Genomic DNA, 26,555 nt, shown 5'->3' on the forward strand with positions numbered 1-26,555 from the left:
TCGGAGGAACGGAACGACGATCAACTCTGCACTGATGGTATCCGGTCAGGTGCGGTGATGTCGGTGCCCAGTCCGACCGTACCGATCGGTTTTGTTGGTGTGCAGGGGGTTCGCGCCCGTATCCTGGACCACGATCGAATACGACAGGGCTGGAACGCAGTTCGCGGCACGCGATAGGGGAGCAGGCTATGAGCATCATTCTGACGTCGATGGCCGACACCATCACCACGTATGCGCAGATCGGCAATCCGTCGCCGGAAGCGCCTCCGCTGTCGGACAAGATCATGAAAATGGTTCAGTACTTGACCTGGTTCATGATCCTGTCGGGTGTGCTCGCCATCACCGTCGCCGGCGGAAAGTTCGCCTGGGAGAAGTGGAACGGCAGCGCGATGGAGTCGCCGAAGATGATCGCGGGCGCCATGATCGGCGGTGTGGTCGCCACCAGCGGCGGCACCATCATGAACGCGATCCTCGGCTAGATCCGGGCGCCTTTGGCGCGATTGCAGGCCCGGCACAGGATCTGCAGGTTCGTCGCGCTCGTCGCACCACCGCGACTGAGCGGGATGATGTGATCGAACTCCAGGTAGTGGCCGTCGCCGCATTCGACGCACGCGCCGCCGTCGCGCTGCCACACCTGGGCTTTCACATCCTGCGAGATGCTGCGGCTGTCACGCTGTCCCGGCGTGAGGACCAGGCGCTTCGACACGCGCAGCGCGCCTTCCAGTGCCGCCGCCACATAGTCGGGATCGGCGACGCCGAAGGTCGCGCCGCCGCGCGCCGAGGTCGCGGCGAGTACGACGGTGCCGTGCTCGGGATGCACCGACACCACCCGGTTCCAGGGGAGTTCGATGCCGGTGCCGTCGCCGACGAAGCGGAGCTTCTTCGAGCTGCCGATCAGGCGGCCCTCGGTGTTGCGCGGGCCGCGCGCGAGCATGCGGACGTGGACGGCGGGCAGATCGAGGTGGACGCGTTCGTCGGGGTCGAGATGCAGGCCAGGGGTGTTGATGGTGGGGAGTTCGCCGGCGCGCAGGCGGGACAGGGTGCGGCCGCGGTGCATTCGGCGGCGCAGGTCCTCGACGATGGGGCCCGACAGTGCCAGCTCGCTGACGACGTGTTCGAAGGCCTCCAGCTCCTCGGCGAAGACCTCACCGTCGGCGAAGGCGAAGGCGACCATCCGTTCGACCTGGGTCAGGCCCGCCTCGCGCAGTAGTGTTCGGCCGCGCTGCTCATCGATGCGCTGGAATCTCAGGGCCGCCCATACGTCGATCCATTCCTGCGACATCGTGCCGGGGCCGGCGAGTGCGCGCCGGGCTCGGTTGCGCCAGTGGGTGAGGAATTCCTCGATCTCCTCGGCGCAGTTCTTGCATTGGCCATGGCCGCCGAACAGTTTGCGCCGCAAGGGATTTCCGCAACGGGGGCAGCGGGCTCGGTGGTCGTGGATGTGCGGGTGGACGCTGGCGGTCCACTCGTCGCCGTCCCACCAGCGGAGCTGATCGGGGGTTTCCGGGTCTGGGTGCCAGTCGGCGAGGTCCGGGTCCTGCGGTGGTGGGGGTGGGACGTCGATGACGCGGCGAGACAAGGCCGGTGGGCGGGTCGACGGTGGTCCGGCGTGTGGTCGGGCCGCGGGATCCGGAGACCCGGGGACTGCGGTCCGGCTGTGTCGGTCCCGGTGCGCATCGGCCGGATCGATCGTCGAGGGCTCGGTAGTCGTCGTCGGGTCGGGTCGGGACGGCGCGCTCGCGCCTCGACCGTTGGGATGCGAGGCGTCGGCGGAGCTGGTCTGGAACGATCGCGCGGGCACTCTCGTCCGGTCAGCGGTCCCGGCGCCGGGTTGCCCGGCGGGTTCGTCCACAGTGACGCCGAATTCACTGGCCAACCCGGCCAACCCACCGGACCAGCCCTGTCCGATCGCGCGGAATCGCCACTGGCCGTCGCGGCGGTAGAACTCGCCGAACATCATCGCCTGGACGTCTTCGATGGTGTCGATGGTGAACTGGGCGATCGGGCCGTCTGCTGCGTGGACGGTGAGGGTGAGATCGGGGAGTTGGTCGAAGGTGGCGTCGTCGAGGGACGCGCTGACGACGATGCGAGCCACGTCGGGTTCGGTGCGGGGTAGGGAAATGCTCAGCCGCGCGGTGCCGGGGGCGGGCTCCTGGTCGAGGGTCACGGCCTGGGAGGCGTGGCGGGGCGCGTTGAAGAAGACGAAATCGCGGTCGCCGCGGACGAGGCCCGACTCGGTGACCAGCAGGGCATGCGCGTCTACCGTGTGCGCCGACCGCCATGAAACGACCACGGCGAGAAGCGATGTCGGGACCGGCGCGTGCGCACCCTTGCGTAGTTCCATGGTGTTCGCATGATGTCATGTCGGTCTGACAGAGTTTTTGGAGCGTTTGGGTTCGGGGGGTGTGTGGGTGTGTGGCTGGGATTCGGGGTTTGAGTGGTCCCAGGACGTTTGACGCTGTGTTTATTGGAGCGCTGGCGCGCTCGAGTCGCGGCCCCAAGGGGCCGCCGGTTAGCCGCCGTTGCTTGCTCCTTCGTCGCGTCGCAACGGCGGCTAACCGGCGACCCGGCCGCGACCGGCCACTTCGTGGCCGCTGCTCCCTATGGGTCGCAGGTGCGTGGCTGGGAGTGCGGTCATGGCGGAAACGGGGTGGGTGGTGTTGTTGGGAGTGCGGTGGGGCTGCGGATTTCGGGGGTGACACGGGGTGGTGGGGGTGCGGTTCCCTGCGTTGGGGGCGTGGTTGCGGCACAGTGGTGTTATGACGAACCCGAGGAAGCGGGGGCGCGCGGAGGAACCTGCTCCGGCGGCGCAGGGGCGGAAGGTGCCGGGGGCTGATTTGTTGTCGGCGGCTCAGGCGGCGGTGGGAGCGGCGCAGGCGGCGGCGGGGCAGGCTATTGATGCTGCTCAGCAGACTGCGGGGTATGCCTTCGATACGGCGGTGCGGTTGCCGCCTGCTTCGGCGCAGTTGGCGGCGCAGTTGCCGGATCTGGTGGAGAACTTGTCGATTGCGGTCGAGCGGCTCAACAGCACTATCGATCGGCTGGATCGGACGTTGGCATTGGCTGATCCGGTGTTCGCCACTTATGACCGGTTGTTGCCGCGGCTCGAGGCGATGATTTCGCTGGGTGAGGATGTGTTCGGTGCGGTGGCGAGGCTGCCGGGGGTCGGGTTGTTGGGGCGGATCACCGGGCGTGGCGGCGAGGAACCCGCGCCGGAACCGGAGCCGGAGAAGCGCGGTCGCCGTCGGCGCTGATTTCGCGAAGGTCGCACCGACCCGGCAGCAATGCGCACCGCCCGGCAGCGATGAGTCCCTACCCGGGTTGTGATGCGGGTGCGCCTCGACTCACGTCCGGGGTGCCAAGGCTCGGAACGTGGCGGCAGCTTTGAGCACCATCTCCGCGTACTCGTCCTCGGGATCGGAATCGAGCACGATCGCGCCGCCCGCGCCGATCCGCCACTCGTCGTCGTAGCGGACGGCCGTGCGGATGACGATATTCAGGTCGGCCGTGCCGCTGAGCCCCAGAAAGCCGATGGTGCCCGAATAGATCCCGCGCGCTTCGGTTTCCAGCTCATCGAGGATTTCCATGGTGCGCAGCTTCGGTGCCCCGGTCATCGAACCGCCGGGGAAGCAGGCACGCAGGCAGTCGATCACACCGGCATCGCGCAGCAGCGTCCCGCGCACCGTGGACACCAATTGGTGCAGGGTCGAATAGGTTTCGGTGTCCATCAGCTTCGGCACGTGCACCGAACCGACCTCGCAGACGCGGCCGAGATCGTTGCGCAGCAGATCGACGATCATCAAGTTCTCGGCGCGGGTCTTCGGATCGTCGGCCAGCGCACGACGCAGGCGCTCGTCCTCGTCGGCGGTGCGTCCGCGCGGGGCGGTGCCTTTGATCGGCTTGCTCTCGACCACCCGATCCCGGTCGACCTTGAGAAACCGTTCCGGCGAAGAACAAGCCACATCCAGACCGTCGAAGCGCAGGTAGGCGGCATAGGGCGCCGGATTGCAGCGGCGCAATCGACGGTAGAAGGCGAGCCCGTCGTCGGGTGCGGCGGCGACGGCGACCGCGTCGGTCAGGCAGATCTCGTAGGACTCGCCCGCGTGCAACCGGTCCTGACACACCGCGATGTCGGCCAGATAGCGGTCGCGGCCACGCACCAGATGCGCCTGCACCGCATCGGGATCGGCGGGCACGCGCAGGTCGGGGGGATTGACCCAGGTCGGCAGGTCAGCGAGCGCGTCAGCGGTCTCACGCACCCACTGCGCGCCGGCCCGCTCGCTCCCGGGTTCGGTCAGCGCGAGCAGATAGGTGCGCCCGGCTTCGTGATCGACGACGATCAGACGGTCGGCGAAAATCCACTCGGCATCGGGGGTGGGGGAGCGGTGCGCAGCGCTCGCGCCACAGTCGGCTTTCACCTCGTACCCGAGATAGCCGACATAACCTCCCGCGAAATCGAAAGGTAGCGGCGGGGTTTCGCAGTGCCTGGCGCGGAGTTCACGGTCGAGGTAGTCCAGGATGGTGCCCGCTATGGTTCGGGTGCCCTCGACGTCCGTCACGGTGACGGCACCGTCGCCCACCCGGTAGCCGACGATTTCGGCATGCGGCCCGCTCGCATCGCCGAGGAACGAGAACCGGTCGAGGCCGGGTTCGACGTGTTCACTGTCGAGCCAGAACGCGGTCGAAGCCGACGCGTACAGGCGAAGGAAGATCGCTTCCGTATCGATCGCTCGTTCGATTACCTTGTCCTGCAAGCGAAACGATCGTTCGGGTGAAACCGGCGCAACGGCGGCTGGTCCGCGTACGACCACCGGCGCGGAAATCTGGACCCGCGCCTTGGTGAGATCGGCGAAGTTTCGCAGCAACGCGGCACCGAACTCACTCGACACGGACTCGGGATGGAATTGCACACCCCACTGCGGCCGCTCGCGATGCCGCACCCCCATGATCACCCCGTCGCTCGTCGACGCGGTCACTTCCAGCGTCGCGGGTAGCGGCTCCTGCGCGGCAAGGGAGTGATATCGCACGACGGTGAAGTCCTGCGGGAGACCGGCGAACAGGTCGCGATCGTCATGGGTCACCTGATCGAGAAAGCCGTGCCTGGCCCGCGGCGCCCGCTCCACCGACCCGCCCGCGCCGAGCACGATCCCCTGATGGCCGAGGCACACACCGAGCAATGGCAGGTCGGTCTGTGCGATGAGTTCCGTCGAGATGCCCATGTCGCGGGCGCGGTCGGGACGGCCAGGTCCGGGCGAGATCACCACATTGTCGAAGTGCTGTAGCTCCACCGGGCCCTCGTCGTTGCGCACGACAATCGGCTCGCTCCCGTTGACCTCGCTGATCAGCTGATAGAGGTTGTAGGTGAACGAGTCGTAGTTGTCGATCAAGAGCGTGCGCATCGTGGCAGAAACATTACGCCGAGCGCTCACCGGCGGGCACAATGTGCGCCATGGCTGTTTCTCAACCTGTCGATGTTGACCCGGCGATCGCCGATTTCGCGGCAATCGGGCGGTGGATGGACGAACAGGGGTTACCCGGGGCGGAATTCGAGGCGGTCACCGCTATCGGTGGCGGCACCCAGAACGTGATGCTGCGCTTCATCCGGGGCGGACGCGAGTATGTGCTGCGGCGCGGCCCCAAGCACCTGCGCGCCAAGAGCAACGAGGTGATCGGCCGGGAATCGCGGTTGCTCGGCGCCATCGCCGACACCGAGGTGCGCTCGCCACGGGTGATCGCAGCCTGCGACGACGAGTCGGTGATCGGCGCGGTCTTCTACCTGATGGAGCCCATCCGCGGCTTCAACCCGCAGACCGAACTGCCGGAGCTGCACGCAGGCGATCCCGAGATCCGCCGCCAGATGGGCCTGTCCGCGGTCGAGGCCATCGCCAGGCTCGGCTCCCTCGACTACCGCGCGCTCGGCCTCGACGACTACGGCCGTCCGGCGGGTTTCCTGGAACGTCAGGTCCCACGCTGGCTGCGCGAGCTCGACTCCTACAACACCAACGAGGGCTACCCCGGCCCGCAGATCCCCGGTGTCGAGCACATCGGTGACTGGCTCGAACGGCACCGGCCGACCGACTGGATGCCGGGCATCATGCACGGCGACTGTCACCTGGCGAACATGATGTTCGACTACGACGGTCCCGAGGTGGCGGCGATGGTCGACTGGGAGATGTCGACCATCGGCGACCCGCTGCTCGACCTCGGGTGGCAGCTGGCGACCCGGCCCGAACCCGGCACCGTCGGCGCGGGCCTGATGGGCACGCTCGGCACCGTCGGCGGCCTGCCGAGCGCGGCCGAGATGATCGAGCACTACGGCAAGTTCTCCGACCGCGACCTCAGTGCCGTCCCCTGGTACACCGTGCTCGCCTGCTTCAAGCTGGGCATCGTCCTGGAAGGCACCTACGCGCGGGCGTTCGCGGGCAAGGCGCCCAAACCGGTCGGCGACTTCCTGCACGCGGTGACGCTGGAACTTTTCGAGCAGGCGAACAAGCTCGCCGAATGATGCCCGGATCTCGCCGGTAGTTGGCGGAAAATTGATGGAGCGCAAGTTGCGGACAACCTAAGCTCACTTCCATGATCGCCCCCGACACCAAGAACTGGACCTGGGTCCTCGAACGTCCCTGCGCCGAATGTGGATTCGACGCCGAGGCCATCGCGTTCGCTGCCGTGCCCGAGATCGTCCGCGACAGCGCGACCCGGATCGGCTCGGCGCTCGAACGCGACGATGCTCGGGTGCGGCCGGACGAGGCGACCTGGTCCGTTCTCGAGTACGGCGCGCACGTGCGCGATGTGTGCCGGATCTTCGACACCAGGCTCGCGCTGATGCTGGCGGGCGACGGTGTCACGGCACCGGCGTTCGAGAACTGGGATCAGGACGCGACCGCGCTCGCCGATCGCTACGACCTGCAGGACCCCGCTGTCGTCGCCGAGGAGCTGGCTGTCGCCGCCGATCACGTAGCCGCCGCCTTCGGCTCGGTGCCCGCGGATCGGCTCGACCTGCGGGGCGCGCGCAGCGACGGTTCGTTGTTCACCGTCACCTCGCTGGGCCGGTACTTCCTGCACGACCTCGTGCACCACGTCCACGACGTGCGCGGATAGAAATTTCTCGATGAATTTCTAGAACGTGTTTCAGAAACCGGCAATTTGTCGTTAGGGTGAGTGCAGTCACAACGAGGCACGAGCTTGGCGAGAGGTCTACCGGCATGAAGACGAAGGGCGCGATCCTGTGGGGCACCGATCAGCAATGGTCGGTGGAGGAGATCGAGGTCGGCGACCCCGTCGCCGGTGAAGTGCAGATCCGGATGGAAACGGCGGGCATGTGCCACTCCGACCATCACATCGTCACCGGGGCGACGCCGATGCCGGCGTTCCCGGTGATGGGCGGACACGAGGGTGCGGGTGTGATCACCAAGCTCGGCCCCAACTGTCCGGCCGATCTGGCGGTGGGCGATCACGTCATCCTGTCGTTCATCCCGGCCTGCGGGCGGTGCCCCTCGTGTGTTTCCGGGAACATGGCGCTGTGCGACCTCGGCGCGGGACTGCTGATGGGACAGGCGATTTCGGACGGGACCTACCGCATCCAGGCGCACGGCGAGAACGTCATCCCGATGTGTCTGCTCGGCACCTTCGCCCCGTACATGACGGTGCACCACACGTCCGTGGTCAAGATCGACCCCACCATTCCGTTCGAGGTGGCCTGCCTGGTGGGTTGCGGTGTGCCGACCGGGTTCGGTTCCTCGACCCATGTGGCGCAGGTGCAGCCGGGGGAGACCGTGGTGATCGCGGGCATCGGTGGTGTCGGTATGAGCGCGCTGCAGGGCGCGGTGCTCGCCGGTGCGTCGAAAGTCATTGCCATCGACCCGAATCCGTGGAAGCGCGAGCAGGCGCAGAAGTTCGGCGCCACCCACACCTACGAGAGCATGGCTGCCGCGATCATGCCGATGATCGACGCCACCGAGGGGCGGATGGCCGAGAAGGTCATCCTCACGATGGGGGAGATGCACGGCGACTACGTCGAAGAGGGCCTGATCCTCACCGGCAAGGCGGGCACCCTCGTTGTCACGTCGATGGGCCGCATGGACGCGGGCGACGTGAAGATGAACAGCTTCCTGCTGTCCATGCTGCAGAAAACGGTGAAGGGCACCATCTTCGGCGGCGGCAACGCCCGCCAGGACGCGCCGCGACTGCTGGCGCTCTACAAGTCGGGCCAGCTCAATCTCGACGACATGGTCACCCGCAGTTACTCACTCGAAGAGATCAACCAGGGCTACCAGGACATGTTGGACGGCAAGAATATTCGCGGCATCATCCGATACACCGAAGCCGACTGGTAGCTCAGCTCTTTCGGGTCCGCTCGGCGAGACGAACCGCGACCTGCGCGATCAGGTCGAACGGAATCGGTTCGCCGAGTGGGAATTTCAAGGTGCCGCGGCCCGTGTTGTAGGGCTCGATGGCCTTGTCGAACGCCTCGTCGCCTTCGGGAACGGGGTACACGCTCACGTGGGCCTTCCAGCCCGCGAAGTAGATGAACACCCGGCCGTCGATGGTGGCGGCCGGGATGGCGTAGCTGATCTTCTCGCCCGTGTCGGGGACCGCGCGGTGGATCGTGTCGCGGATCTGCTGCAGGACGGCGCGTTCGGCCGCCGGTTGGGCGCCCAGATAGGCGTCCACGGAGGTGGGTTTGTCGGCCATGGTTCCTCCTACTGGGTAGGCGGCAATTCTAGGCCCTGACCAGCACTTCCTTCGGATGACCCGCGGCTTCGAGGCGGCCGTCGCGGAGTAGCAGGCAGTAGTCGGCCTGCTCCGCCTCGGCCATGTCGTGGGTGGCCTGCACCACGGTGACCCCGGTTGCGCTGATCTCGGTCAGTGCGCGGGAGATCTCGGCGCGCGAGGCTGCGTCCAAGCCTGTTGACGGCTCGTCGAGCAGCACCAGGTCCGACTGCTGGGCCAGCGCTTGGGCGAGCAGAGTGCGTTGCCGCTGACCGCCCGAGAGGGTGTCGAGTCGCCGTGACGCCAGGTCGGCGAGGTCCATTCGCTCCAGACAGGCGCGCGCGATCTCGCGATCTTCCTTGGTGAGCCGGCGCCACGGACCACGATGTGCCCAGCGGCCCATCGCCACGGCCTCGCGCACCGTCATCGGCAGAGCTGCCGGAATTGCGCTGTGCTGCACCACGAATGCCGGTTTTCGCGCGGTGGATCGGTGTACGGTGCCCGACTGCGCCGTCACGGTGCCCGCGAGGATGCCGAGCAGGGTCGACTTCCCTGACCCGTTGGGACCGACGATCGCGGTGATCCGGCCGCGCGGGATGGTCGCCGAAATCTCCGACAGCACGGGTTGCCCGGTGTAACCCGCCCTCAGGCGCTCGATACGGAACGCTGCGTCATCTGTGTGTGTCATCTCACCTCATTTGAAACGATAATCATTTTCAGTATATCGTTCCGCGCTATGGATTGGCTGATCGCACCGTTCGAGGTGGCATTCGTGCAACGAGCGATGTGGGGTGGGCTGCTTGTTTCCTGCGTGTGCGCCCTCGCCGGGACCTGGGTGGTGGTGCGCGGCATGGCATTTCTCGGTGACGCGATGGCGCACGGGATGCTGCCCGGGGTGGCGGTGGCGGCGCTGCTCGGCGGGAATCTGATCGTCGGCGCGGCGATCAGCTGCACCGCGATGGCGTTCGGGGTGTCGGCGCTCTCGCGCAGTAAACGGTTCGCGGCCGATACCGCGATCGGGTTGCTGTTCGTGGGGATGCTCGCGGCCGGTGTGATCATCGTGTCGCGGTCGCAGTCCTTCGCGGTCGATCTGACCGGGTTCCTGTTCGGTGACGTCCTAGCTGTGCGCACCGTCGACCTGTGGTATCTCGTTGTGGCGCTGGCGATTGCGCTGGTGATCGCGGCGCTCGGGCATCGGGCGTTCGTGGCGCTGACCTTCGATCCGCGCAAGGCGCACACGCTCGGATTGCATCCGAAGGCGGCGCAGGTGGCGTTGATCGGGTTGCTGACGTTGGCGATCGTGGCCTCGTTCCATGTTGTCGGGACGCTGTTGGTGTTCGGGTTGCTGATCGCCCCGCCCGCGGCGGCGGTGTACTGGTCGGATCGGATTCCGGTGGTGATGGTGATCGCCGCGCTGGTCGGCGGGTTCTCCACCGTTGCGGGACTTGTCATTTCATGGCATGCGGGGACTGCGGCCGGGGCGACCATCGCTGCGGTGGCGGTGGGGTCGTTCTTCGTGTCCGCGATCTGCTCGGCGGTGCGTGAGCGGTTCGGGAAGGTCGGGGCGGCGTCGGTGGCCGCGTTGGCCGCGTTGCCGTTGGTGGGGTGTGCGTCGGCGGAAGAGCCCGCGGTGGTCGAGGAGACTCCGCACGGGTATGTGGCCGGGGCGGAGGAGATGAGCGAGGCTCAGACGCGGTTGGTTGTCGCGGATGCGGGCGGGGCTGTGCGCGTGATCGATCTGTTGACCGAGAAGGTCACGTCGATCGACACCGGGGCGCCGGAAAGTGTTCCAGTACAACCCCGGCCGGGTGGGGCAGGGAGCGCCGATCAGTCGCCGACCGGTGGCGACCGGCGGGTGCCGACCGTGGCAGCGGCTGGTGACGGACGGTTCGCGTATCTGAGTTCGGGTGCGTCGGTTCGGGTCGTGGACAGCGGCGGGTGGACGGTCGATCACGACGACCATCGGCACTATTACCAGGCGCCGGTCCGCGACATCGGGGTGGTAGGCGTCGGGAGTACCTCTCCCGGAACGGATTCGGGGTACGCGGGCGGCGCGAGCGGTTCCGGTGATTCGGGTATCGGATCCGGCGTTGCCGGTGCGTACAGTGACCCTGCTGTCGCGTCGGTCGTGCTCGAATCCGGTGCGACGATCTTGTTCGACCGTCCGACGCTGGACGGCGGTGCCGCCAAGGAACAGCGCCGCGTCGAGGGCATCGCGCTGCCGTATGCCGAGCGGATCGTGGTCGCCGACGGCTCGGGCCGCGTCGAGGTGCTTGGGCGCGACGGTGCGGCGGGACAGGTCCAGAACGCCACGTGTCCGCAGCCGAAGGGGCAGGCGGTGACCCGGCGCGGAGTTGTGTTCGGTTGCGCCGACGGTGCGCTCGTGGTGGCAGAGCGCGAAGGCGAATTCGTCGCCGAGAAGATTCCCTATCCGGCCCCGACCTCGGACCGGGCGAGCGCGTTCACCCACCGCCCAGGCAGCACCACGCTGACCGCACTCGCTGGTCGCGACGGCGTGTGGACGCTCGATATCCGGAAGAAGACCTGGACGCGGACCGCGATCGTCGATCCGGTCGCGGTGAACACCGCCGGTGAAGGATCGTCGCTGCTGGTACTCACCCGCGACGGCATCCTGCACGCGATCGACCCCGTATCCGGTGCGGAGACAGCGCAACTCGCGGTGTCGAGCGGGCCTGTGGAAGGCCAGCCGGTGATCCGTGTCGATCCGGATCGCGCCTACGTCAACGACATTCGCGGACGCAAGGTCCACGAGATCGCCTACAACGACAACCTTCGGGTCGCGCGCACGTTCGAGTTGGACATCGCGCCGTCGCTGATGGTGGAGACAGGCCTGTGATGCGCATTTCGCTCGACGTCCGGCCGTCGACCACAGTCGATGCAATCGACCCGTTCCGGGCCGAACCAGTTTCCTCGATGCCTGCGAATCCGGTCTCAGCATCCCACCGGTTCGGCCGAATCCGGCTGGCGGTCCGCGCTTTCCGCGTCCGCGGCACGCCGGGAGCAGGCACGTCGCGAGCCGGCGCGGCGATGCGCCGGACGGCCCGGCTGTTCGTCGCGGCCGCGCTGCTCATCCCGTTGCTCGCCGCGTGCACCAGCGGGTCCGAGCGGTCCGGGATCGTGGTGACCACGAACATTCTCGGCGACCTGACCAAGGCGGTCGTGGGCGACGCCGTGCCGGTGACAGTATTGATGCAGGCAGGCACCGACCCGCATTCGTTCGCGATCTCCGCACGTCAGGCGGCCGATATCGAGCGGGCCGCGCTGGTCGTACACAACGGCCTCGGGCTCGAGGAAGGCGTGGCCCGGCACGTGCTGGCGGCGGTGGAGGCGGGCGTGCCTGCCATTGCCGTCGCCGAGAAGGCGGACCCGATCCGCTATGCCTCCGACGAGTCCGTAGGACAGCCTGATCCGCACTTCTGGACCGATCCGGCGCGGGTGCGCATGGCCGTCGAGGCGATCAGCGCGGAAGTGTTAGCGAAGGTCGACGGCATCGATACCGGTGCGGTGCAAGCGAATACGCAGCGCTACCTCGGCGAAATCGACCAGCTGGATCGATGGATGACCGACCGGTTCGCCGCCATCCCGGCCGAGCGCAGACAGCTCGTCACCGACCATCACGTCTTCGGTTATCTCGCACAGCGATTCGGATTCCGGGTGATCGGCGCGGTGATCCCCAGCGGCACCACCCTGGCCTCGCCCAGTGCATCAGATCTGGACGGACTCGCCACCGCGATCAGGACCGCGGGCGTGAACGCGATCTTCGCCGATTCCTCGGCACCCGACCGGCTTTCGCGCGTCCTCGCCGAACACACCGGGCTGCAGGTGCAGGTGATCGCCCTGCACACCGAATCACTGACCTCGCCCGGTGAGGGCGCGGCCACCTATCTGGAGATGGCACGAGCCAACACCGACGCCATCGCCCGTGGTTTATCCGGGCCCACAACGTAATTCACGCACGAAGAGATGGAGCAACACATGAACAGGTCACGGACCACCACGCTGGTGGCCATGTCCGGGGCACTCGCCTCGGTGCTGGCGCTGAGCGCTTGCGGCACAGAGGATTCCGACCACGGTCACGAGCACACCCCGGGTGCGGAACCGATCGCGCTCACCTACGACGGCGGCATCTACGTCCTCGACGGCGCCACGCTCGCCCAGGAAGGTGACGTCGAGCTGGAAGGGTACAACCGCCTCAACCCGGCCGGCGACGACGACCACCTGATGGTGACGACCAAGGACGGCTTCCGGGTCTTCGACGCCTACGCCGCGAAGTTCACCGGAACCGAGTACCCCGCCGCCAAGCCCGGCCACGTGGTGCCGCACGCGGGCAAGACGGTGCTCTTCGCCGATGCCACCGGTGAGGTCACGATCGTCGACACCGACAAGATCGACAGCGGCAAGCCGGCCGGGACCTACAAGACCGCCACCGCGCACCACGGCGTCGCCGTCGAGCTGAGCAATGGGAACCTGCTGGTCACCCTCGGCACCTCGGACGCACGGGTCGGCTTCATGGCCCTCGACTCCGATCGCAAGGAGATCGCCCGCAACGAGGACTGCCCCGGCGTGCACGGCGAGGCCACCGCGCAGGGTGAAACGGTGGTGGTCGGCTGCCAGACCGGCGCCCTCGTCTACCGCGACGGCAAGTTCACCAAGGTGACCAGCCCGACCCCTTACGGCCGGATCGGCAACATGTCCGGCAGCGCTGTCTCGCCGATCGTGCTCGGCGACTACAAGCAGGACAAGGACGCCGAACTCGAACGCCCGCAGCAGATCTCGCTGGTGAACACCGCCGACGGCACCCTGCGCCTGGTCGACATCGGCACCAGCTACACCTTCCGTTCGCTGGGTCGCGGCCCGCAGGGTGAGGCGCTGGTGCTCGGCACCGACGGCAAGATCCACGTGATCGACCCCGTCGCGGGCAAGGAAGTTCGCACCATTCCGGTGCTCGGCACCTGGTCCGAGCCCCTCGACTGGCAGCAAGCCCGGCCGGCGCTGTTCGTCCGCGACGGGATCGCCTACGTGACCGACCCGGGTTCCAAGCAGGTCCACCGCGTCGACCTGGCCGACGGAAAAGTCACGGCCACGGCCACCCTAGCCACCGCGCCGAACGAGATCACCGGCGTCACCGCGCACTGACACCAGTGCGCGGGGTGAGTCGGACGCGATCGCGGAGCCGACTCCTGGGACCGGCATTTTCACGCAATCGGGCTCGTTTCAGTCAGTATTCTGACTAGAACGAGCCCGACTGCGTGATTTGGCCGGATCAGCACCTCGGCGTCCCGATCGGCCCGCACGGTGTTGGCTACCGGTCGGCGCACCGTACGACGACCTCGCGCAGGTTGCGACTGCGGACGTCGTCGAGGATCGCCATGCCTAGGCGGTTCATGGTGTAGCCGAAGCCCAATCCTGTTGTGGGGTCGGCAAATCCGAACGATCCACCCAGGCCGGTGGTGCCGTAGGCGCGTTTGTCCGAGCCGAAACGGAAAGTGCCGCGCGACTTGCGGAAACCGAGGTGGTAGCGGCTCTTGGTGTGCAGGACGAGGTCGTCGGCGGGCACATCGTCGGCGGTGTCGGCGGCCGCGAGCAAGTCGAGAACCTCGTCGCTGATCGGCAGAACACCGGTTCGGCCGGCGGCGGCGCCGTAGACCTGCGCGAGCGCTCGGGCGTTGCCGACACCGTTCATGCCGGGCCATTCGACCTCGAGGAACTCCCGGCGTGCGGCGCGCGCGGGCGCACCCGGACGCGGATTGGTCAGCGCCGCATAGGAATGCCCACGCTTGGCGTAGACCTCACCGCCGATGCGCAGCGGCACATCACGGCGCTCGTAGCGCCAGATGTCCCAGCCCTTGGTCGCGGACAGTTGGGCGACCCGTTCCATCGGCTCGGTCTCGGGCAGTCCGATGAACAGATCCGCGCCGACCGGGCCCGCGATCTCCTCGGCGAAGAACCGCCCGAGGCTACGGCCCGCCGGATCCACTCGCCGGAGCAGTTCGCTCTGATACAACCCCAACGTCAGCGCGTGATAACCGTGCCGGGTGCCCGGTTTCCACGCCGGTTTCTGCGCGGCGAGTACCTCGCCGAGGGCGTCGCGGTCGATCAGCTCACGCAGTTTCACGATCCGGTCGAGTCCGGACAGACCCGCCTGATGGTCGATCAGCTGACGCACGGTGATCGCCTCTTTGCCGTGCGCGGCGAACTCCGGCCAGTACTTCGCCACCGGAGCCTCGTAGTCGAGGAGCCCGCGCGAGACCGCCGTCGCGATCGTGAACGCCGACATGCCCTTCGATGAGGAGAACACCGGCACGATCGTGTCGCGCTCCCATGCCACCTCGCGCTTGCGGTCACGATGGCCTGCCCACAGGTCGACCAGTGGCTGGTCACCGGCGTAGACGGCGACGGCAGCGCCGATCTCGCCGTGGTGGGTGAAGTTGCGGCGGAAAGCGTCGGCGACGGGGCCGAAACCGGCCGCCACGTCGCCGTGGATCGATGGTGCGGGACTCATGGTGTCCTCGATCGTAGCGGCGTCTCGTACGCTGCGGATATGCGATCGTTGCAGCAGGTTCAGGACTGGCCCGTCAAAAATGCCGCCGCCGCCGTGGTCACCGCCGACGGTGTGTCGAGCATCGGCGATACCGAGCGGGTGTTCCGGCTCGCCTCGGTCACCAAACCGCTCGTCGCCTACGCCACGCTCGTGGCGCTCGAGGAAGGCGCGGTCGAACTCGACCAACCCGCTGGTCCGCCCGGATCGACCGTGCGTCACCTGCTCGCCCACACCTCTGGCGTCGCGTTCGCCACCCCCGAGGTGATCGCCGAACCCGGCGCGCGCCGGATCTACTCGAGCGCGGGCTTCGAACTGCTCGCCGATTTCCTCACCGCGCAGACCGGGATCGAATTTCCGCAGTATCTGCGCGAGGCCGTTTTCGAACCGCTCGGCATGACCACAGCGGTCCTCGACGGTTCCGCGGGCCACGCGGGCAGTGCCTCCCTCGCCGACCTCACACTATTCGCCGGAGAGTTGCTGATACCCCAATTGATATCTCGGCAAACATTCGACGAAGCGACCTCGGTGCAATTCCCCGACCGCAACGGAGTCCTGCCCGGATACGGCTCCCAGCGCCCCAACGACTGGGGATTGGGATTCGAAATCCGCGACGGGAAAACCCCGCACTGGACGGGATCGGGCAATTCCGCCCGCACCTACGGGCACTTCGGGCAGTCCGGCACGTTCCTCTGGGTCGACCCGGAAATAGGGGTGGCGACAATCGCGTTGAGCGACGAGAATTTCGGTGACTGGGCTAGAACGGCGTGGCCGAAATTCAGCGATTCCGTTATCGCAGAGACACATAACACGCAGTAAAGTAACACGCGCAACACCGCACACTTCAGTACACTCGTGCCACGCCAGACCACGACGGGCCGTTGGGGAAGACGTTCCTTGTCGAGGCTGGAGGTGTTGTTAGTGCGCGCATCGAGTCAGTTCGCTGACGCGACGGCGGGTGTGGTTTACATCCACTCATCGCCCGCCGCGTTGTGCCCGCACGTGGAATGGGCGCTGTCCACCGCGCTCTCCGCACCGGCGAAATTGCGCTGGAACACCCAACCAGCCGACGGACAACTGCGCGCCAGCAGCGATTGGATCGGCCCCGTCGGCACCGCGGCCCGGATAGCCCAATCATTGCGCACCTGGCCGGTTCTGCGCTTCGAAGTCACCGAGGACCCCAGCGAAGGCGTCGACGGCGAACGCTACAGCTTCGTCCCCACCCTCGGCCTCTGGCACGGATCCACCGGCGCCAACGGCGACGTGATGCTCGGCGAAATGCGATTACGCGCCTTACTCCAAGCCGCCACCGAACTCGACTCCCACGGCACCTTCGACCTCTCCACCGAACTCGACCGCGCACTCGGCTCGCCCTGGGATGAGGACCTCGAGGCGTTCCGGCAGGGGACCGACAGTGTCGGGGCGGAAGTTACGTGGTTGCGGCGGGACGTGGGTTAACGGCTCTCGGCCGCACTCTGCGCTGATCCGGGCGCAGCGGTCGTCATGGTGACCGGCCGATTGAGGTAGAGCGCGTGGGCTGCGCACAAGATTGCGCAGAGCGTGAGCACCGACGCGGCCGCGAGTAGTGCGCGTCGGAGTCGGTGTCGGTCGCCGTACCCGACCGAGTTCTGAAAGAGAACCGGCGTGACAGCGCCTGCCACCGCTGTTAGGAGCGTGTGCGCGTAGGACCACTGGCCGGCCCATGTCTGCAGCAGCACCCAGGCGAAATGCGACACCCGTTCTGTGGCGGCGCCGTTCAGCCAGTGCACGGCCCATGTTGTCGAGACAACTCCACCGAGCGCGGCGAACGGCCACAGCACAACGGTTCCGACAACACCGAGCACGCCGCATCGGACGAGGAAACCGGCCCGCTCGCGGGCGCCGACGCGAACAAAAGCCGTTGCCGGAAGCCCGACCCCGACCGCAACGCCCGCCCCGATCGCCAACGGGAGGACGATCAGCCACAGGTAGCTCGCCGCCGTGGCCGATGACGACAGCACGTCGGACCCGAACTCGCGCACCGCCAGCAAGGAGCCCACCATCCCGCCGATCACCGAAATCAGCAATGTGGCCACAATCGCCGATGCCACGGTGGTCGCTATCGCCCGCCTCATGGCTCGCCTGCTGGTCGATAGTGCTGAATCGGTCACGCCGCCCACTGTATTCAGCGTCCAGCTGATTTGTCGCCGGGCGTGGCCCTGTGCGATGCCGGCTGCTAGCGTCGTCGATATGAACTGTGGGGGCGGGAAATTCGTGTGGTCTGTGGTGTTGGTCGGTGCGATGGCGCTGACCGGATGCTCCTCTGACGGCGCGGAGGCGGGCCCGACATCGCAATCCGCGCGCCCGCCCGCTGCTCCGACCGCGACCTCGACATCGCCGACGGCCCCTGCGCCAGCAGGCGATCTGACCGGGATGACCTGCACCGAATTCCTCGCACTCGACGATGCCACCCAGAAGTCCACGGTGCCTGCCCTTGCCGACCAACTCGGTTACAAGACGAAGGTGCACCCCGGCAACTACAAGATCGTGCAGTCGTTGTGCAAGACGGACGAGTCCAAGCTCGTGAAGGAGTGGCTCGGCCGGGCATGATGCGGCGGTGGTTTCAGGCCGGGCGTCGTGGGGGAAGTGTGATGCGGTCGAGATCGAAAGCTAGGACGGCTCCGGGGAAGTTCGCCTGTTCGGTGAACAGATGGTCCTCGCTGGCGGTGTACCGCTCGGAAAAATGTGTCAGGACAAGGGTGTTCACGCCGCAAGTGCGGGCTACCTCGCCTGCCTGGCGTGCGGTGAGATGGCCGCGTTCGTGCGCCTGACCCGTTTCGGTGTCGAGGAAGGTGGATTCGATGATCAGCATGTCGACGCCGTCGGCGAGTTCGAAGACGTTGTCGCACAGGCGAGTATCCATGATGAAGGCGACCTTCTGGCCGGGTCTCGGTGCCGAGCACTCCTCCAGTAGCGGTCCGGAAAGGTCGCGGATGGCGGCGCCGGAAATTCCGTGCTCGCGTAGCTTTTCGGGCAGGAACGTGCGGCTGTCGGGTTCGGCGAGGCGGTAGCCGTAGGTGGGGATGCTGTGGTCGAGGGGGAGGGCGGTGAGGGTGAAACCGTTGCCCTGCAGGGTCTCTCTGGTGCCGCTCACCGCGTGCTCGATGATCGTGGGCGAGCCGTAGTAGCTGGTCGCGTACCGCAGTCGGTCCCAATATTCGGCGCCCTCGGCGGGGTAGACCGCGTGCACGTCGTGGGGCACCCCGTCGCGACCGAGCCGCTGAACGATGCCGGGAACGCCCAGTGAGTGATCGCCGTGAAAGTGGGTGATGCACAACCAGTTCAGCTCGGTCGCGGAAGCGCCCGCATGGGCCATCTGACGCTGCGTTCCCTCGCCGGGATCGAACAGCACGCCTTGCCCGTCCCAGCGCAGGAGATAACCGTTGTGATTGCGGCGACGGGTGGGCACAGCGCCTGCTGTGCCGAGGACGACGAGTTCTCGTGTCGACATCGGCTCATCCTCGCGGGTCGTGACGGCGGTGTCACGTCGATTGACCGTGAGCGGGGCATCGGGCATGTTCGTAGTCGCCCTGACCGATGACGCGACCGTGCCGGAGGATGCTGATGGACATGTTCGACTACGACACGGAACTGCGTCTGCACAACGCGCACCTCCTCGCCGCCGCGCAGGTCGGAGCCCGCGATCGGGTGCTCGACATCGGTTGCGGCACAGGCCAGACGACGCGGGCCGCCGCCCGCGCCGCCGGCGACGGCAGCGCCTTCGGCATCGACATCACCGAACCGATGGTCGAACGAGCCCGCGAACTCAGTGCCGACGACGGTCTGTCCAACATCAGCTTCGAGCTCGCCGACGCGCAGGTATACCCGTTCCCGTCAACGTATTTCGATCTCTGCATCAGCAGGTACGGCGTGATGTTCTTCGCCGACCCGGTCGCCGCCTTCACCAATATCGCGCGCGCACTACGCCCTGGAGCTCGACTAGCGTGGCTGGTCTGGCAGAACCATGACCGCAATGAATGGGCAGGCTCGGTGTTCGGTGAAGTCCTCGCCCGCGTAATCGCCACTCCGGCTCCCGGTCCGTTCTCCCTAGCCGACCCGGCCGTCTCCGAAAGTGCGCTGACCGCAGCCGGTTTCACCGACATCGACTTCACCGAGGTATCCGAACCCGTCGACTACGGCCCGAACAGCGCGGCCGCCTACGACAACCTGCTCCGCCTGTCCGGCTTCAGGTCCTTCTTCGCCAACCTCGACCCGATCGCCGCCGACGAAGCCCGCGCCCGACTACGCGCCACCCTCCTGGGCCACCAAACTGACAGCGGCGTGCACTTCGACTCACGCTCCTGGCTCATCACCGCCCGCCGTTCTCGAGCGGGCGCTGAGACAGGCGGCACGCCCGTTCGGTAGTCGGCGACGCGCTCGACGTCGGTCAGCGGCACCCGCTTCACAGGTGGCGGGTGTCGTCGAGGTGGACTACCTGACGATTGTGGAAGAAGTCGTCTTCTCTGAGTTCGGTGATACCGCCGGGGGTGGCGCGGAAAGCCGCGTATCCCGCTGACTCGATCGGCATTCCGATCCATGCCGCGATCACAAAGGTGAGGCTACCGCCGTGCGTTACGACAACCTGGTGTCGGCAGGTGCTCGCCACGATCGAGTCCATGGCGGCGTAGATACGTTGCGCGAAGACAGCTTTCGTCTCGGCTCCCGGAATACCCTCGTCGTGCCTCATCCGGTCGCCGACGAGAGGTGGCGGGACGAATCTCGCATCGAGCCACTGTTGAGGCCTGCCGCCTGCCTCGCCGTACGACTTCTCGCGCAGTCGCGCATCGAGGATCGGCTCGACGCCCAGTGCCGCACCGACTGCTTCGGCCGTCTGCGCTGTGCGTCGCAGATCCGACGAATACAGCTCGATTCCAGCATCTTCGGGGATCCGCGCGCGCAACTCCGCCGCAGCCGCCGTGGCGACGACTGTTCCGGCCGGAGTGAGCTCGGAGTCGAACCACCCGCCGACGAGTCGACCGAGGTGATGCGTCGCCTCGGGATGGGTGACCACATAGATATTGCGCATCTCTGGTCCTTCCTCGCCACTCGCACCCGACGCACGTCGCCGTGAGGTCGACCGAGTCACACGGTTCGGTCCGGTCACTACATTGTGCTGCGGAGTATCCGTCGAGACCGATAGCTCTTGCCGAAGTCCGTTCGGGTGTCCCGATCGGGCGCGACATCGCGCGGACGATGGTGAATCCTTCGGTGGTGGTCGTGCCTCTTATGTATGTCGCGACGGACGTCGGGACGGGACATGGAGGTTTGTTGTGGTTGTCGGAATCGGTGTTGTGGTCGGTCTGATGTTGCTGTGCACGTGCATGTATGTGGTGAAGCGCAAGCGGGCTGGGCGTGGGTGAGTCTCGGTGGCCCGGTGAGCAATTGATCGTGGCTGCGCAGGGTGGGGATGTGGATTCGATCGCGGCGTTGGTGTCGGGGGCGCATCCGCATATTCAGCGGTTCGCCCATTCACTGTGTGCCACAACGGAAGATGCTGAGGATGCGGCGCAGGAGGCGTTGATCGTTCTGTATCGCAAGATCGGGATGTTGCGGGCCTCTGGTGCCTTGGCGTCGTGGATGTTTCGGATCGTTCGCAACGAGTGCCTGCGACGGGCGCGGCTGTCGGGACGAATCCCGGTGCAGCACGACGTTGCTGCTGCTTCGGCTGAGGACGAGGTGTTGCGACGACTGGAGGCGGGGAGGGTGGCGTCCGCGGTCGCCGCTTTGCCCGCGGATCAGCGGAGCGTGTTGATCATGCGCGATATTCAGGGCTATAGCGGGCGGATGGTCGCCGATGCGCTCGGGCTCAGCACGGCGGCGATGAAATCGCGGCTGCACCGGGCTCGGGCCGCGGTTCAAGAAGCGCTTCTGGGTGCTGGAGGAAAAGATGAGTGACGAGTTCGCGAGTAAGTCCATGGTCGAGCACCTGGTGCGTGGCGGCTTGGGATTCGGTGCGCTGGTCGGATCCATTGCGTTGATTCCGGTCGTCGGGGTGGTGAGCCTGGTGTTGCTGCCCCTCGGGTTGGTCGCGCTGCGTGGGTGTCCGATGTGCTGGGCGATCGGGCTGATGCAGACCTTGTCGCGAGGCAAGCTGCAGCGTTCGTGTGAGGACGGTCAGTGCAAGCTGACCGTCAGCGGGCACGACGCGCATCAGGGCGCTTCCTGAGAAGCTGACGTCTTCGAGCGGCCGGTGATCGGGCCGCTCGAAGACGGATCAGTTGGCGTGGGCGGTGCGGACTCGGACAGCGAACGCGATCTGCCACAGGCCGATGAAAAGCGTCGGGAGACGCTCGTAGAGACCGGCCAGCGAATCCGCACCCTCGGCGGTCCCTTCGACCGCGGCGAAGAACGCGCCGACTGCCACCAGCGACAACACCCCGGTCGCCACCGAGAAGGCAGACCAGCCGGGGGCTCGACGGCTGACGGCGGCGAACGCGGCCACCGGGAACGCCACGAACACCACCAGGGCGCCCAGGCTGTGCACCGTGCCGATCGTGGTGACGGTGGTCGGTGCGCCGGCGGGGAAGCCGAGAACCGGGTCGGTCGGGAAGAAGCCGATGAGAATCAGGCCCGCCCCGGCGACGAGTAGCGAGACGTAGCCCGTGGTGCGGAGGGCGGCGCGGCGTCGTAGCGCTTCGGCGAAACAGAGGGGCAGTGTGACTCTTCTGTGGGAACGGATGGCTCAGACCGCATCGGGTAAAGCATTGTCCGCCAAGTTGATTGCCGACGCCGCGGTGAAAGTCGCCGATGTCGAGGGGCTCGATGCCATCACCATGCGTCGCCTTGCCACCGAACTGGGCGTCACCCCGATGGCCGCCTACCGGCACGTGTCGAACAAGGACGAGGTCCTCGAGCTGATGGTCGACTTGGTTTACGGCGAGATCGATCCGCCCGCCGGCACTGATTGGCGCGCGACCCTGTGGGCGATCGCCCAGGCGGTTCGCACGCTGATCCTGCGCCACCCCTGGCTCACCCGCCTGTCGGCGCCGCAGATGCTCTACGAGCTGACCCCGCATCGGTTGGCCCTCACCGAGCAGGCACTGACCGCACTCCACGACGACGGTGGCCTGGACCTCGACGCCGCGATGGCCGCCTGCCGCACCCTCTCGACCTACGTCCAGGGTGCGACGAGCTCCGAAATCGGCCTTCGCGATCTCATGGACGACCACGGCTGTCCACCGGCGCGGATACCCGCGAAGGACTTTCGCCGCAGATGCGCTGGCTACTCGCCACGCGCCGCTACCCGACCTTCGAGCGCTACATTCTCGAAGCCGCCCGCAAGGATGATCTGCAATGGCAATTCGACACCGGCCTGGATCAGGTTATGGACGGAATCGCGCGGACTGTGTCGTGACGTGACGGCGAACCTGACACCGCTAGCCCCCGAACAGTAGAGACAACCCGGTGAAGGTGAAGCCGACCATGACCAGCATCAACGCCAGCTGGCCGGTCAGCCGGTGATGGGACGGGAGCAGGTGCAGGCAGCGGTCGTGGGCGGCGGCTACGCCGAGGATGTGGCCGATCAGGACGGCGAGCACTGTGCAGGTGGCGAGTGCGCTCGGGTGATTCGACAGCACATAGTCGACGTCTCGGTCGGCCAGGCCCGCGATGTTCCAGCCGCGGTCGAGGGGGTCGGCGAACAGCAGGACTGTCGCCTGTCCCTTCTCGACGAGGAACGTGAGGTAGTGGGCGACCAGGTAGCCCGCGATGATCGGGGTGAGGCTGAGCGTGAGTCGGCGGGGTAATAGCGCTCGGTCGGTGCGGGAGACGCCGCCGGTGGCACGTGCGGCGATGGAGAACAGGCCCCCGACCACGCCGATGAAGACCAGCAGGCCGACCGTGCGCACCAGGGTCGGGTCGAGCGGAGCCAGGTTGTCGATCAGTTCGCGCCACTGCGGGAAAGTCGAGAAGCTGTCGAAGGCGGTGGATCCGAGCAGTGTTGCCGCGACCGCGACAGAGCCCGCGAGGCCGGGAGTTCCCGCGAGATTGTTCAGCGGCATTCGCAGCACCGGCCGGCCCGCACTGTCACGGCTGAACGGGCTCAGGCGCGCCAGCAGCGTGCTGTAGACCTCGAGCGGATCTGCCCGCTCTGCCCAGGTGGTGCCGAACAGAACAAGGCCGACCGAGGTGACGACGAGATAGCCGAGCAACCAGGTCAGCACCGAACTCACCGAACCTGGTGTGTGCCAAGCCAATTCCATCCAGACGAACGAGAACAGGCCGATGGCCGCGGGGTAGTAGCCCCAATTCTTGTGGTAGCGGAGGAGCCCGTGCTCCGGCGGGCGGTGCAGCAGCAGGCAGCCCAATCGATGGATCGCGCGGACGGGGGACAGGACCTTCCAGATCGGTCCGATCAGCAGCGAACCCAGCATCACCCCGACCCAGACGCCGACGTACAGCACTCCCGGCACGGGATTCAGGGCCGGATCCGAGGAACCGAATACCGCGATTACCAGCACGCCGACGGTGACCGTCACGCTGGCCGCGCCGATGGCTGACCGCGTCGCGCCGGCGTCGATCATCCGGCGTATCGGCGCGGGCAGTGCGAATCCCGGGGAGTCGGGGTTCAGGCGAGGCCGACGCCAGGCGAACAACAGCACCGCGAACGAGAAGGTCAGCGCCCATGCCGCACCGATCAACGCGTAGGTGAGCGGAATCGGTAGGTCCGCGGCGCCGCCGAGGCCGTGGGCGAGGGGGCTCACCGGCGGACCAGCAGGGTTGTCACCGTCCGTCCGAGGTGGTGCAGTTCGATCTCCACCTGGCCCGGCACTGTCACCGTGAAACCGAACTCCTGGCCTGCCGTCGCGGCGACGGGGAAGGTGTGCGCGGGGGCGGAGTGGACGTGGAGTTCGTCGGTGGTATCGCTGTCGACCCACAACACGATGGGCTGCCCGACCTGGGCTTCGGTCCGCGTATTGGTCGGGGACACTGCACCTTTCGCGATGCGGATGTCGATGGTGCGGGCTTCGTCGGCGTCGGTCGGCTCGGGCTCCGTGCCCGATGAGCAGCCTGTCAGCAGTGCGACCGCGACGAGGCCGTACCGGAGTCGGCGAGGTGTCACGGATTCTCCTCGGTGCGGGCGGGTCGGGCTTCGTCGTTCTCACGCTTCTCCGCGCGCCGGTCGCGCATCGCGATGAACAGCACGAGCCCGACCAGCGCGACCGCGGGCAGAAACGCCGGAATCGCCAGCAGGAGCGAATGATCGGCGAGCAGATCGACGTTCTCCTCGCGAATCACGGTGCGACCGTGGACTTCTGGTCCGGCGTGCTGCCCGCCGCCAGATAACGATCGTTGACGCGGGCCGCACCCCATGCCATGGCCGCGATCAAGGCCAGACTGCACGCCAACACCACCAGGCCTGCGACGGCCATCAACCAGGACGGATGGTCGAAGGACCGCTCGCGCTGCAGTACCGAGACCTCCTCGACGAACGGCCGCGTGAAGCTCGCGGGCGCCGACACCTCCGCGGCGCCGATGCCCTCATCGAGCGGCATGAAGATCGGGAGCGCGGACTGCATGCGTCCGTCCTGCAAGCGCAGCACCGTCTTCCAGGTGCCGTGCACGGGCACGGGACGGGTGGAAACGAAGTGGTCGTCGGCGACGCGACGCAACTTGTCCACGACGAGGCCGTGGCCGGGACTGCCGTCGCCGGTGCCGCCCTGCCAGGCGAGGATCTCCACCCATTCGGGATCGGCACCGATCAGATCCGCGGGGGAGAGGTGGACATCGGCGGTGACCATCCGGCCGCCCTGCTCGGGCTCGGCGTCGGTGAGTGCGACTGTCGCCGAGGCGTTTTCCGGTACGCGGATGATCACCCCGTTGGTGGTCGCCGCGGCCGCGACCACCACAGCGGCGACCACGAGACCACGCCGCACCGCGGGCTTGGGCAATGCCTCCCCGCGCAGGACGGTGCCGAGCATCGCGCCGATCACACCACCCGCCACACCGACCGGCACCGCCATCGCGAGCAGTTCCGGCCACATCCCGCCGACCCACGGATTGACGAACATCCGCTCTACCCACAGGGATTCGAGCCAGATACCCACCGTCGCCACCCCGAACCCCGTGAGCGCACCCCACCAGAGCGGTCGCCTGATCAGCGGCAGGAGGGCGAGCAGTTCCACCACGATCGCGGCACCGAGGTAGAGCGGAAAGACGTTGCGCGGCGCCTCGAATCCGGTGCCGACGAGGACCGCGACGATGTAGCGCACGCAGAAGGCGAAGGCAACGAGCAGCAAGGTGCTGAAGGGGCCGAGCGTCAAGCGAGCCGAGATCAGGGCGATCGTGGCGGCGAAGACGATCAACATCGGTTGTAATACCAACCGAAACTGCTCTACGCCGAAGTCGAACTCGACCTGGAACACCGACAGTCCGATCACCAGGCCGCCGAATGCGAAACCCTGGATCGCCCACAGGAACCGGCCGTCGCTTCGTTCGGGGTCGGGGCGGTTGTAGCGGCCTTCGAGTTCGAGCAGCAGCACGCCGATCAGTGACAGACCCGCGCCACCGATGAGCATCAGGTGGGTGGGTCCCCAGAGGGTGACGTCCTGGCCGAACAGCCGATGCCAGATGTCGTCGAGCGGGAAACCGATCAGCGCGTACAAACCGGCGCCCGCGATCAAGATGCCGCCGACGGGTGCGTACCAGTCGCGGGTGATCTTCACCGCGGCCCGACCCGGTTTCTCATCCAGCGGCAGGATCACGGCCAGCATGCCCGCCATGAAAAGGAAGAACAGGCCGACCAAGATGAAGTAGTGCGCCGGGTTGGCCAGCGGTCCGGCATCGCGGCCCTTGCCCACATGCAGGCTCACATCCCAGATGAACCCGAGAAACGCGGTCAGGATCGTGGCGAGGAACATCGCGATCGGCAGCGCCACCCAGCCGGGACGGTTCATGAGGCGGCCGCTGAAGTCGGCCAGCCGCTGCAGCCAGGTGATGCGCCGCGTCCGATGCAGGTAGGCCACCCACAACAGCACCGCGGCGACCACCACCGCCGCACCGGTCATCAGCGCGACCTGGTCCAGCGCAGCGCCACCGCCTTCGGTGCCCTGCGCGACCAGAATCATCGACGGATCGGTCATCGCTGTGGCCACGGCAGTCCTCCGATGTGTCGAAGCGCCCGGTCTGCGGGGTAAAGAACAGTATCCCGGATCTCGCGCGCCGCCGATAGCCCATGCGCATAACGTGCCGCAAGTTGAAACGCCAGCGAACGGGTGGATTGCTGGGAACTCCGAACGCACGGCCC

The 26,555-nt window shown here is 66.9% G+C and carries 28 protein-coding genes; 15 read left to right on the plus strand and 13 right to left on the minus strand.

Annotated elements, in window-relative coordinates; all coding sequences use genetic code 11:
- Positions 1 to 188: 188 nt before the first annotated feature.
- Positions 189 to 479: a hypothetical protein gene (locus ACFWUP_RS28235; RefSeq protein ID WP_378637732.1), complete on the plus strand. Its 291-nt coding sequence runs from the start codon at positions 189 to 191 to the stop codon at positions 477 to 479.
- Here the strand turns inward: ACFWUP_RS28235 and ACFWUP_RS28240 are convergent.
- Entirely contained in the window at positions 476 to 2,344 is a 1,869-nt protein-coding gene (locus ACFWUP_RS28240; protein ID WP_379239010.1) for a TerD family protein, read from the minus strand. The two genes, ACFWUP_RS28235 and ACFWUP_RS28240, sit on opposite strands and share 4 nt — an antisense overlap.
- A gap of 415 nt (positions 2,345 to 2,759) precedes the next feature.
- Between ACFWUP_RS28240 and ACFWUP_RS28245 the strand changes: the two genes are divergently transcribed.
- Complete coding sequence (locus tag ACFWUP_RS28245) at positions 2,760 to 3,254, plus strand: hypothetical protein (protein ID WP_379239011.1); 495 nt, start codon at positions 2,760 to 2,762, stop codon at positions 3,252 to 3,254.
- A gap of 90 nt (positions 3,255 to 3,344) precedes the next feature.
- On the opposite strand, the gene pabB is transcribed toward ACFWUP_RS28245, so the two are convergent.
- Positions 3,345 to 5,399: an aminodeoxychorismate synthase component I gene (gene pabB / locus ACFWUP_RS28250; RefSeq protein ID WP_379239012.1), complete on the minus strand. Its 2,055-nt coding sequence runs from the start codon at positions 5,397 to 5,399 to the stop codon at positions 3,345 to 3,347.
- A gap of 41 nt (positions 5,400 to 5,440) precedes the next feature.
- On the opposite strand from pabB, the gene ACFWUP_RS28255 reads away from it, so the two are divergent.
- From ACFWUP_RS28255 to ACFWUP_RS28265, 3 genes are all read left to right on the plus strand, one after another.
- A complete protein-coding gene (locus tag ACFWUP_RS28255) occupies positions 5,441 to 6,505 on the plus strand; it encodes a phosphotransferase family protein (protein WP_379239013.1) in 1,065 nt (354 codons plus the stop codon).
- Between the two features lie 71 nt (positions 6,506 to 6,576).
- Positions 6,577 to 7,101, plus strand: coding sequence for a DinB family protein (locus tag ACFWUP_RS28260; protein ID WP_379239014.1), 525 nt, complete (start codon positions 6,577 to 6,579; stop codon positions 7,099 to 7,101).
- A gap of 104 nt (positions 7,102 to 7,205) precedes the next feature.
- A complete protein-coding gene (locus ACFWUP_RS28265) occupies positions 7,206 to 8,336 on the plus strand; it encodes an NDMA-dependent alcohol dehydrogenase (protein WP_379239015.1) in 1,131 nt (376 codons plus the stop codon).
- 1 nt (position 8,337) lies between these two features.
- Here the strand turns inward: ACFWUP_RS28265 and ACFWUP_RS28270 are convergent, their stop codons facing one another.
- Positions 8,338 to 8,694: an iron chaperone gene (locus ACFWUP_RS28270; protein ID WP_379239016.1), complete on the minus strand. Its 357-nt coding sequence runs from the start codon at positions 8,692 to 8,694 to the stop codon at positions 8,338 to 8,340.
- Between the two features lie 28 nt (positions 8,695 to 8,722).
- Positions 8,723 to 9,400, minus strand: a complete 678-nt coding sequence (gene aztA / locus ACFWUP_RS28275; protein ID WP_379239017.1) for a zinc ABC transporter ATP-binding protein AztA — start codon at positions 9,398 to 9,400, stop codon at positions 8,723 to 8,725.
- A 48-nt stretch (positions 9,401 to 9,448) separates the two neighbouring features.
- Here aztA and aztB point away from each other — a divergent pair, with 48 nt between their 5' ends.
- The 3 genes from aztB to aztD all read left to right on the plus strand — a co-directional run bounded on the left by aztB (position 9,449) and on the right by aztD (position 13,869).
- The gene (gene aztB, locus ACFWUP_RS28280; protein WP_379239018.1) at positions 9,449 to 11,569 is read left to right on the plus strand and encodes a zinc ABC transporter permease AztB; all 2,121 of its coding nucleotides are present in this window, start codon (positions 9,449 to 9,451) and stop codon (positions 11,567 to 11,569) included.
- Between the two features lie 191 nt (positions 11,570 to 11,760).
- The gene (gene aztC, locus ACFWUP_RS28285) at positions 11,761 to 12,681 is read left to right on the plus strand and encodes a zinc ABC transporter substrate-binding protein AztC (RefSeq protein ID WP_379239061.1); all 921 of its coding nucleotides are present in this window, start codon (positions 11,761 to 11,763) and stop codon (positions 12,679 to 12,681) included.
- 27 nt (positions 12,682 to 12,708) lie between these two features.
- Positions 12,709 to 13,869 (plus strand): zinc metallochaperone AztD, encoded by a 1,161-nt coding sequence (gene aztD / locus ACFWUP_RS28290; protein ID WP_379239019.1) that lies wholly within the window; start codon positions 12,709 to 12,711, stop codon positions 13,867 to 13,869.
- 166 nt (positions 13,870 to 14,035) lie between these two features.
- Here the strand turns inward: aztD and ACFWUP_RS28295 are convergent, their stop codons facing one another.
- Positions 14,036 to 15,235 carry a serine hydrolase domain-containing protein gene (locus ACFWUP_RS28295; protein ID WP_379239020.1) on the minus strand — a complete coding sequence of 400 codons (1,200 nt, stop codon included), beginning with the start codon at positions 15,233 to 15,235 and terminating at the stop codon, positions 14,036 to 14,038.
- Between the two features lie 39 nt (positions 15,236 to 15,274).
- On the opposite strand from ACFWUP_RS28295, the gene ACFWUP_RS28300 reads away from it, so the two are divergent.
- Together ACFWUP_RS28300 and ACFWUP_RS28305 are read left to right on the plus strand one after the other, a co-directional pair.
- Positions 15,275 to 16,090, plus strand: a complete 816-nt coding sequence (locus ACFWUP_RS28300) for a serine hydrolase domain-containing protein (protein WP_379239021.1) — start codon at positions 15,275 to 15,277, stop codon at positions 16,088 to 16,090.
- Between the two features lie 102 nt (positions 16,091 to 16,192).
- Positions 16,193 to 16,729, plus strand: a complete 537-nt coding sequence (locus ACFWUP_RS28305; RefSeq protein WP_379239022.1) for a DUF3145 domain-containing protein — start codon at positions 16,193 to 16,195, stop codon at positions 16,727 to 16,729.
- Here the strand turns inward: ACFWUP_RS28305 and ACFWUP_RS28310 are convergent.
- Positions 16,726 to 17,421 carry a hypothetical protein gene (locus tag ACFWUP_RS28310; protein ID WP_379239023.1) on the minus strand — a complete coding sequence of 232 codons (696 nt, stop codon included), beginning with the start codon at positions 17,419 to 17,421 and terminating at the stop codon, positions 16,726 to 16,728. The two genes, ACFWUP_RS28305 and ACFWUP_RS28310, sit on opposite strands and share 4 nt — an antisense overlap.
- Positions 17,422 to 17,683: 262 nt before the next feature.
- Between ACFWUP_RS28310 and ACFWUP_RS28315 the strand changes: the two genes are divergently transcribed.
- Positions 17,684 to 17,860 carry a hypothetical protein gene (locus ACFWUP_RS28315; RefSeq protein WP_379239024.1) on the plus strand — a complete coding sequence of 59 codons (177 nt, stop codon included), beginning with the start codon at positions 17,684 to 17,686 and terminating at the stop codon, positions 17,858 to 17,860.
- Between the two features lie 13 nt (positions 17,861 to 17,873).
- Here ACFWUP_RS28315 and ACFWUP_RS28320 read toward each other — a convergent pair whose 3' ends face one another.
- Positions 17,874 to 18,761, minus strand: coding sequence for a ribonuclease Z (locus ACFWUP_RS28320; RefSeq protein ID WP_379239025.1), 888 nt, complete (start codon positions 18,759 to 18,761; stop codon positions 17,874 to 17,876).
- Between the two features lie 113 nt (positions 18,762 to 18,874).
- Between ACFWUP_RS28320 and ACFWUP_RS28325 the strand changes: the two genes are divergently transcribed.
- The gene (locus tag ACFWUP_RS28325) at positions 18,875 to 19,675 is read left to right on the plus strand and encodes a class I SAM-dependent methyltransferase (RefSeq protein WP_379239026.1); all 801 of its coding nucleotides are present in this window, start codon (positions 18,875 to 18,877) and stop codon (positions 19,673 to 19,675) included.
- 37 nt (positions 19,676 to 19,712) lie between these two features.
- On the opposite strand, the gene ACFWUP_RS28330 is transcribed toward ACFWUP_RS28325, so the two are convergent.
- A complete protein-coding gene (locus tag ACFWUP_RS28330) occupies positions 19,713 to 20,336 on the minus strand; it encodes a histidine phosphatase family protein (protein WP_379239027.1) in 624 nt (207 codons plus the stop codon).
- Between the two features lie 383 nt (positions 20,337 to 20,719).
- Between ACFWUP_RS28330 and ACFWUP_RS28335 the strand changes: the two genes are divergently transcribed.
- Together ACFWUP_RS28335 and ACFWUP_RS28340 are read left to right on the plus strand one after the other, a co-directional pair.
- Complete coding sequence (locus ACFWUP_RS28335; RefSeq protein WP_379239028.1) at positions 20,720 to 21,205, plus strand: RNA polymerase sigma factor; 486 nt, start codon at positions 20,720 to 20,722, stop codon at positions 21,203 to 21,205.
- Positions 21,198 to 21,476: a hypothetical protein gene (locus ACFWUP_RS28340; RefSeq protein WP_379239029.1), complete on the plus strand. Its 279-nt coding sequence runs from the start codon at positions 21,198 to 21,200 to the stop codon at positions 21,474 to 21,476. Before ACFWUP_RS28335 ends, ACFWUP_RS28340 begins: the two co-directional genes overlap by 8 nt.
- A gap of 48 nt (positions 21,477 to 21,524) precedes the next feature.
- Here ACFWUP_RS28340 and ACFWUP_RS28345 read toward each other — a convergent pair whose 3' ends face one another.
- A complete protein-coding gene (locus ACFWUP_RS28345) occupies positions 21,525 to 21,989 on the minus strand; it encodes a DUF998 domain-containing protein (protein WP_379239062.1) in 465 nt (154 codons plus the stop codon).
- Here ACFWUP_RS28345 and ACFWUP_RS28350 point away from each other — a divergent pair.
- Entirely contained in the window at positions 21,988 to 22,704 is a 717-nt protein-coding gene (locus tag ACFWUP_RS28350; RefSeq protein WP_379239030.1) for a TetR/AcrR family transcriptional regulator, read from the plus strand. The genes ACFWUP_RS28345 and ACFWUP_RS28350 overlap by 2 nt on opposite strands.
- Here the strand turns inward: ACFWUP_RS28350 and ACFWUP_RS28355 are convergent.
- Genes ACFWUP_RS28355 through ACFWUP_RS28370 form a run of 4 tightly spaced genes read right to left on the minus strand, consistent with a single transcriptional unit; the run spans position 22,687 to position 26,391 of the window.
- A complete protein-coding gene (locus tag ACFWUP_RS28355; protein WP_379239031.1) occupies positions 22,687 to 24,012 on the minus strand; it encodes a hypothetical protein in 1,326 nt (441 codons plus the stop codon). The genes ACFWUP_RS28350 and ACFWUP_RS28355 overlap by 18 nt on opposite strands.
- Positions 24,009 to 24,371 (minus strand): hypothetical protein, encoded by a 363-nt coding sequence (locus ACFWUP_RS28360; RefSeq protein WP_379239032.1) that lies wholly within the window; start codon positions 24,369 to 24,371, stop codon positions 24,009 to 24,011. Before ACFWUP_RS28360 ends, ACFWUP_RS28355 begins: the two co-directional genes overlap by 4 nt.
- Positions 24,368 to 24,547, minus strand: a complete 180-nt coding sequence (locus ACFWUP_RS28365) for a hypothetical protein (protein ID WP_379239067.1) — start codon at positions 24,545 to 24,547, stop codon at positions 24,368 to 24,370. The genes ACFWUP_RS28360 and ACFWUP_RS28365 overlap by 4 nt, the downstream gene beginning before the upstream one ends.
- The gene (locus tag ACFWUP_RS28370; RefSeq protein WP_379239063.1) at positions 24,544 to 26,391 is read right to left on the minus strand and encodes a hypothetical protein; all 1,848 of its coding nucleotides are present in this window, start codon (positions 26,389 to 26,391) and stop codon (positions 24,544 to 24,546) included. The genes ACFWUP_RS28365 and ACFWUP_RS28370 overlap by 4 nt, the downstream gene beginning before the upstream one ends.
- Positions 26,392 to 26,555: the final 164 nt, after the last annotated feature.

It is taken from the genome of Nocardia sp. NPDC058658 (assembly GCF_042716665.1).
In the GTDB taxonomy this organism is placed as follows: Bacteria; Actinomycetota; Actinomycetes; order Mycobacteriales; family Mycobacteriaceae; genus Nocardia.

What these genes read in the sequence shown, in the direction of transcription:
- ACFWUP_RS28235 (WP_378637732.1), top strand. Translation starts at nt 189, where the DNA reads ATGAGCATCATTCTGACGTCGATGGCCGACACCATCACCACGTATGCG.
- ACFWUP_RS28240 (WP_379239010.1), bottom strand. Translation starts at nt 2,344, where the DNA reads ATGGAACTACGCAAGGGTGCGCACGCGCCGGTCCCGACATCGCTTCTC.
- ACFWUP_RS28245 (WP_379239011.1), top strand. Translation starts at nt 2,760, where the DNA reads ATGACGAACCCGAGGAAGCGGGGGCGCGCGGAGGAACCTGCTCCGGCG.
- pabB (WP_379239012.1), bottom strand. Translation starts at nt 5,399, where the DNA reads ATGCGCACGCTCTTGATCGACAACTACGACTCGTTCACCTACAACCTC.
- ACFWUP_RS28255 (WP_379239013.1), top strand. Translation starts at nt 5,441, where the DNA reads ATGTGCGCCATGGCTGTTTCTCAACCTGTCGATGTTGACCCGGCGATC.
- ACFWUP_RS28260 (WP_379239014.1), top strand. Translation starts at nt 6,577, where the DNA reads ATGATCGCCCCCGACACCAAGAACTGGACCTGGGTCCTCGAACGTCCC.
- ACFWUP_RS28265 (WP_379239015.1), top strand. Translation starts at nt 7,206, where the DNA reads ATGAAGACGAAGGGCGCGATCCTGTGGGGCACCGATCAGCAATGGTCG.
- ACFWUP_RS28270 (WP_379239016.1), bottom strand. Translation starts at nt 8,694, where the DNA reads ATGGCCGACAAACCCACCTCCGTGGACGCCTATCTGGGCGCCCAACCG.
- aztA (WP_379239017.1), bottom strand. Translation starts at nt 9,400, where the DNA reads ATGACACACACAGATGACGCAGCGTTCCGTATCGAGCGCCTGAGGGCG.
- aztB (WP_379239018.1), top strand. Translation starts at nt 9,449, where the DNA reads ATGGATTGGCTGATCGCACCGTTCGAGGTGGCATTCGTGCAACGAGCG.
- aztC (WP_379239061.1), top strand. Translation starts at nt 11,761, where the DNA reads ATGCGCCGGACGGCCCGGCTGTTCGTCGCGGCCGCGCTGCTCATCCCG.
- aztD (WP_379239019.1), top strand. Translation starts at nt 12,709, where the DNA reads ATGAACAGGTCACGGACCACCACGCTGGTGGCCATGTCCGGGGCACTC.
- ACFWUP_RS28295 (WP_379239020.1), bottom strand. Translation starts at nt 15,235, where the DNA reads ATGAGTCCCGCACCATCGATCCACGGCGACGTGGCGGCCGGTTTCGGC.
- ACFWUP_RS28300 (WP_379239021.1), top strand. Translation starts at nt 15,275, where the DNA reads ATGCGATCGTTGCAGCAGGTTCAGGACTGGCCCGTCAAAAATGCCGCC.
- ACFWUP_RS28315 (WP_379239024.1), top strand. Translation starts at nt 17,684, where the DNA reads ATGACCTGCACCGAATTCCTCGCACTCGACGATGCCACCCAGAAGTCC.
- ACFWUP_RS28320 (WP_379239025.1), bottom strand. Translation starts at nt 18,761, where the DNA reads ATGTCGACACGAGAACTCGTCGTCCTCGGCACAGCAGGCGCTGTGCCC.
- ACFWUP_RS28325 (WP_379239026.1), top strand. Translation starts at nt 18,875, where the DNA reads ATGGACATGTTCGACTACGACACGGAACTGCGTCTGCACAACGCGCAC.
- ACFWUP_RS28330 (WP_379239027.1), bottom strand. Translation starts at nt 20,336, where the DNA reads ATGCGCAATATCTATGTGGTCACCCATCCCGAGGCGACGCATCACCTC.
- ACFWUP_RS28340 (WP_379239029.1), top strand. Translation starts at nt 21,198, where the DNA reads ATGAGTGACGAGTTCGCGAGTAAGTCCATGGTCGAGCACCTGGTGCGT.
- ACFWUP_RS28350 (WP_379239030.1), top strand. Translation starts at nt 21,988, where the DNA reads ATGGCTCAGACCGCATCGGGTAAAGCATTGTCCGCCAAGTTGATTGCC.
- ACFWUP_RS28370 (WP_379239063.1), bottom strand. Translation starts at nt 26,391, where the DNA reads ATGACCGATCCGTCGATGATTCTGGTCGCGCAGGGCACCGAAGGCGGT.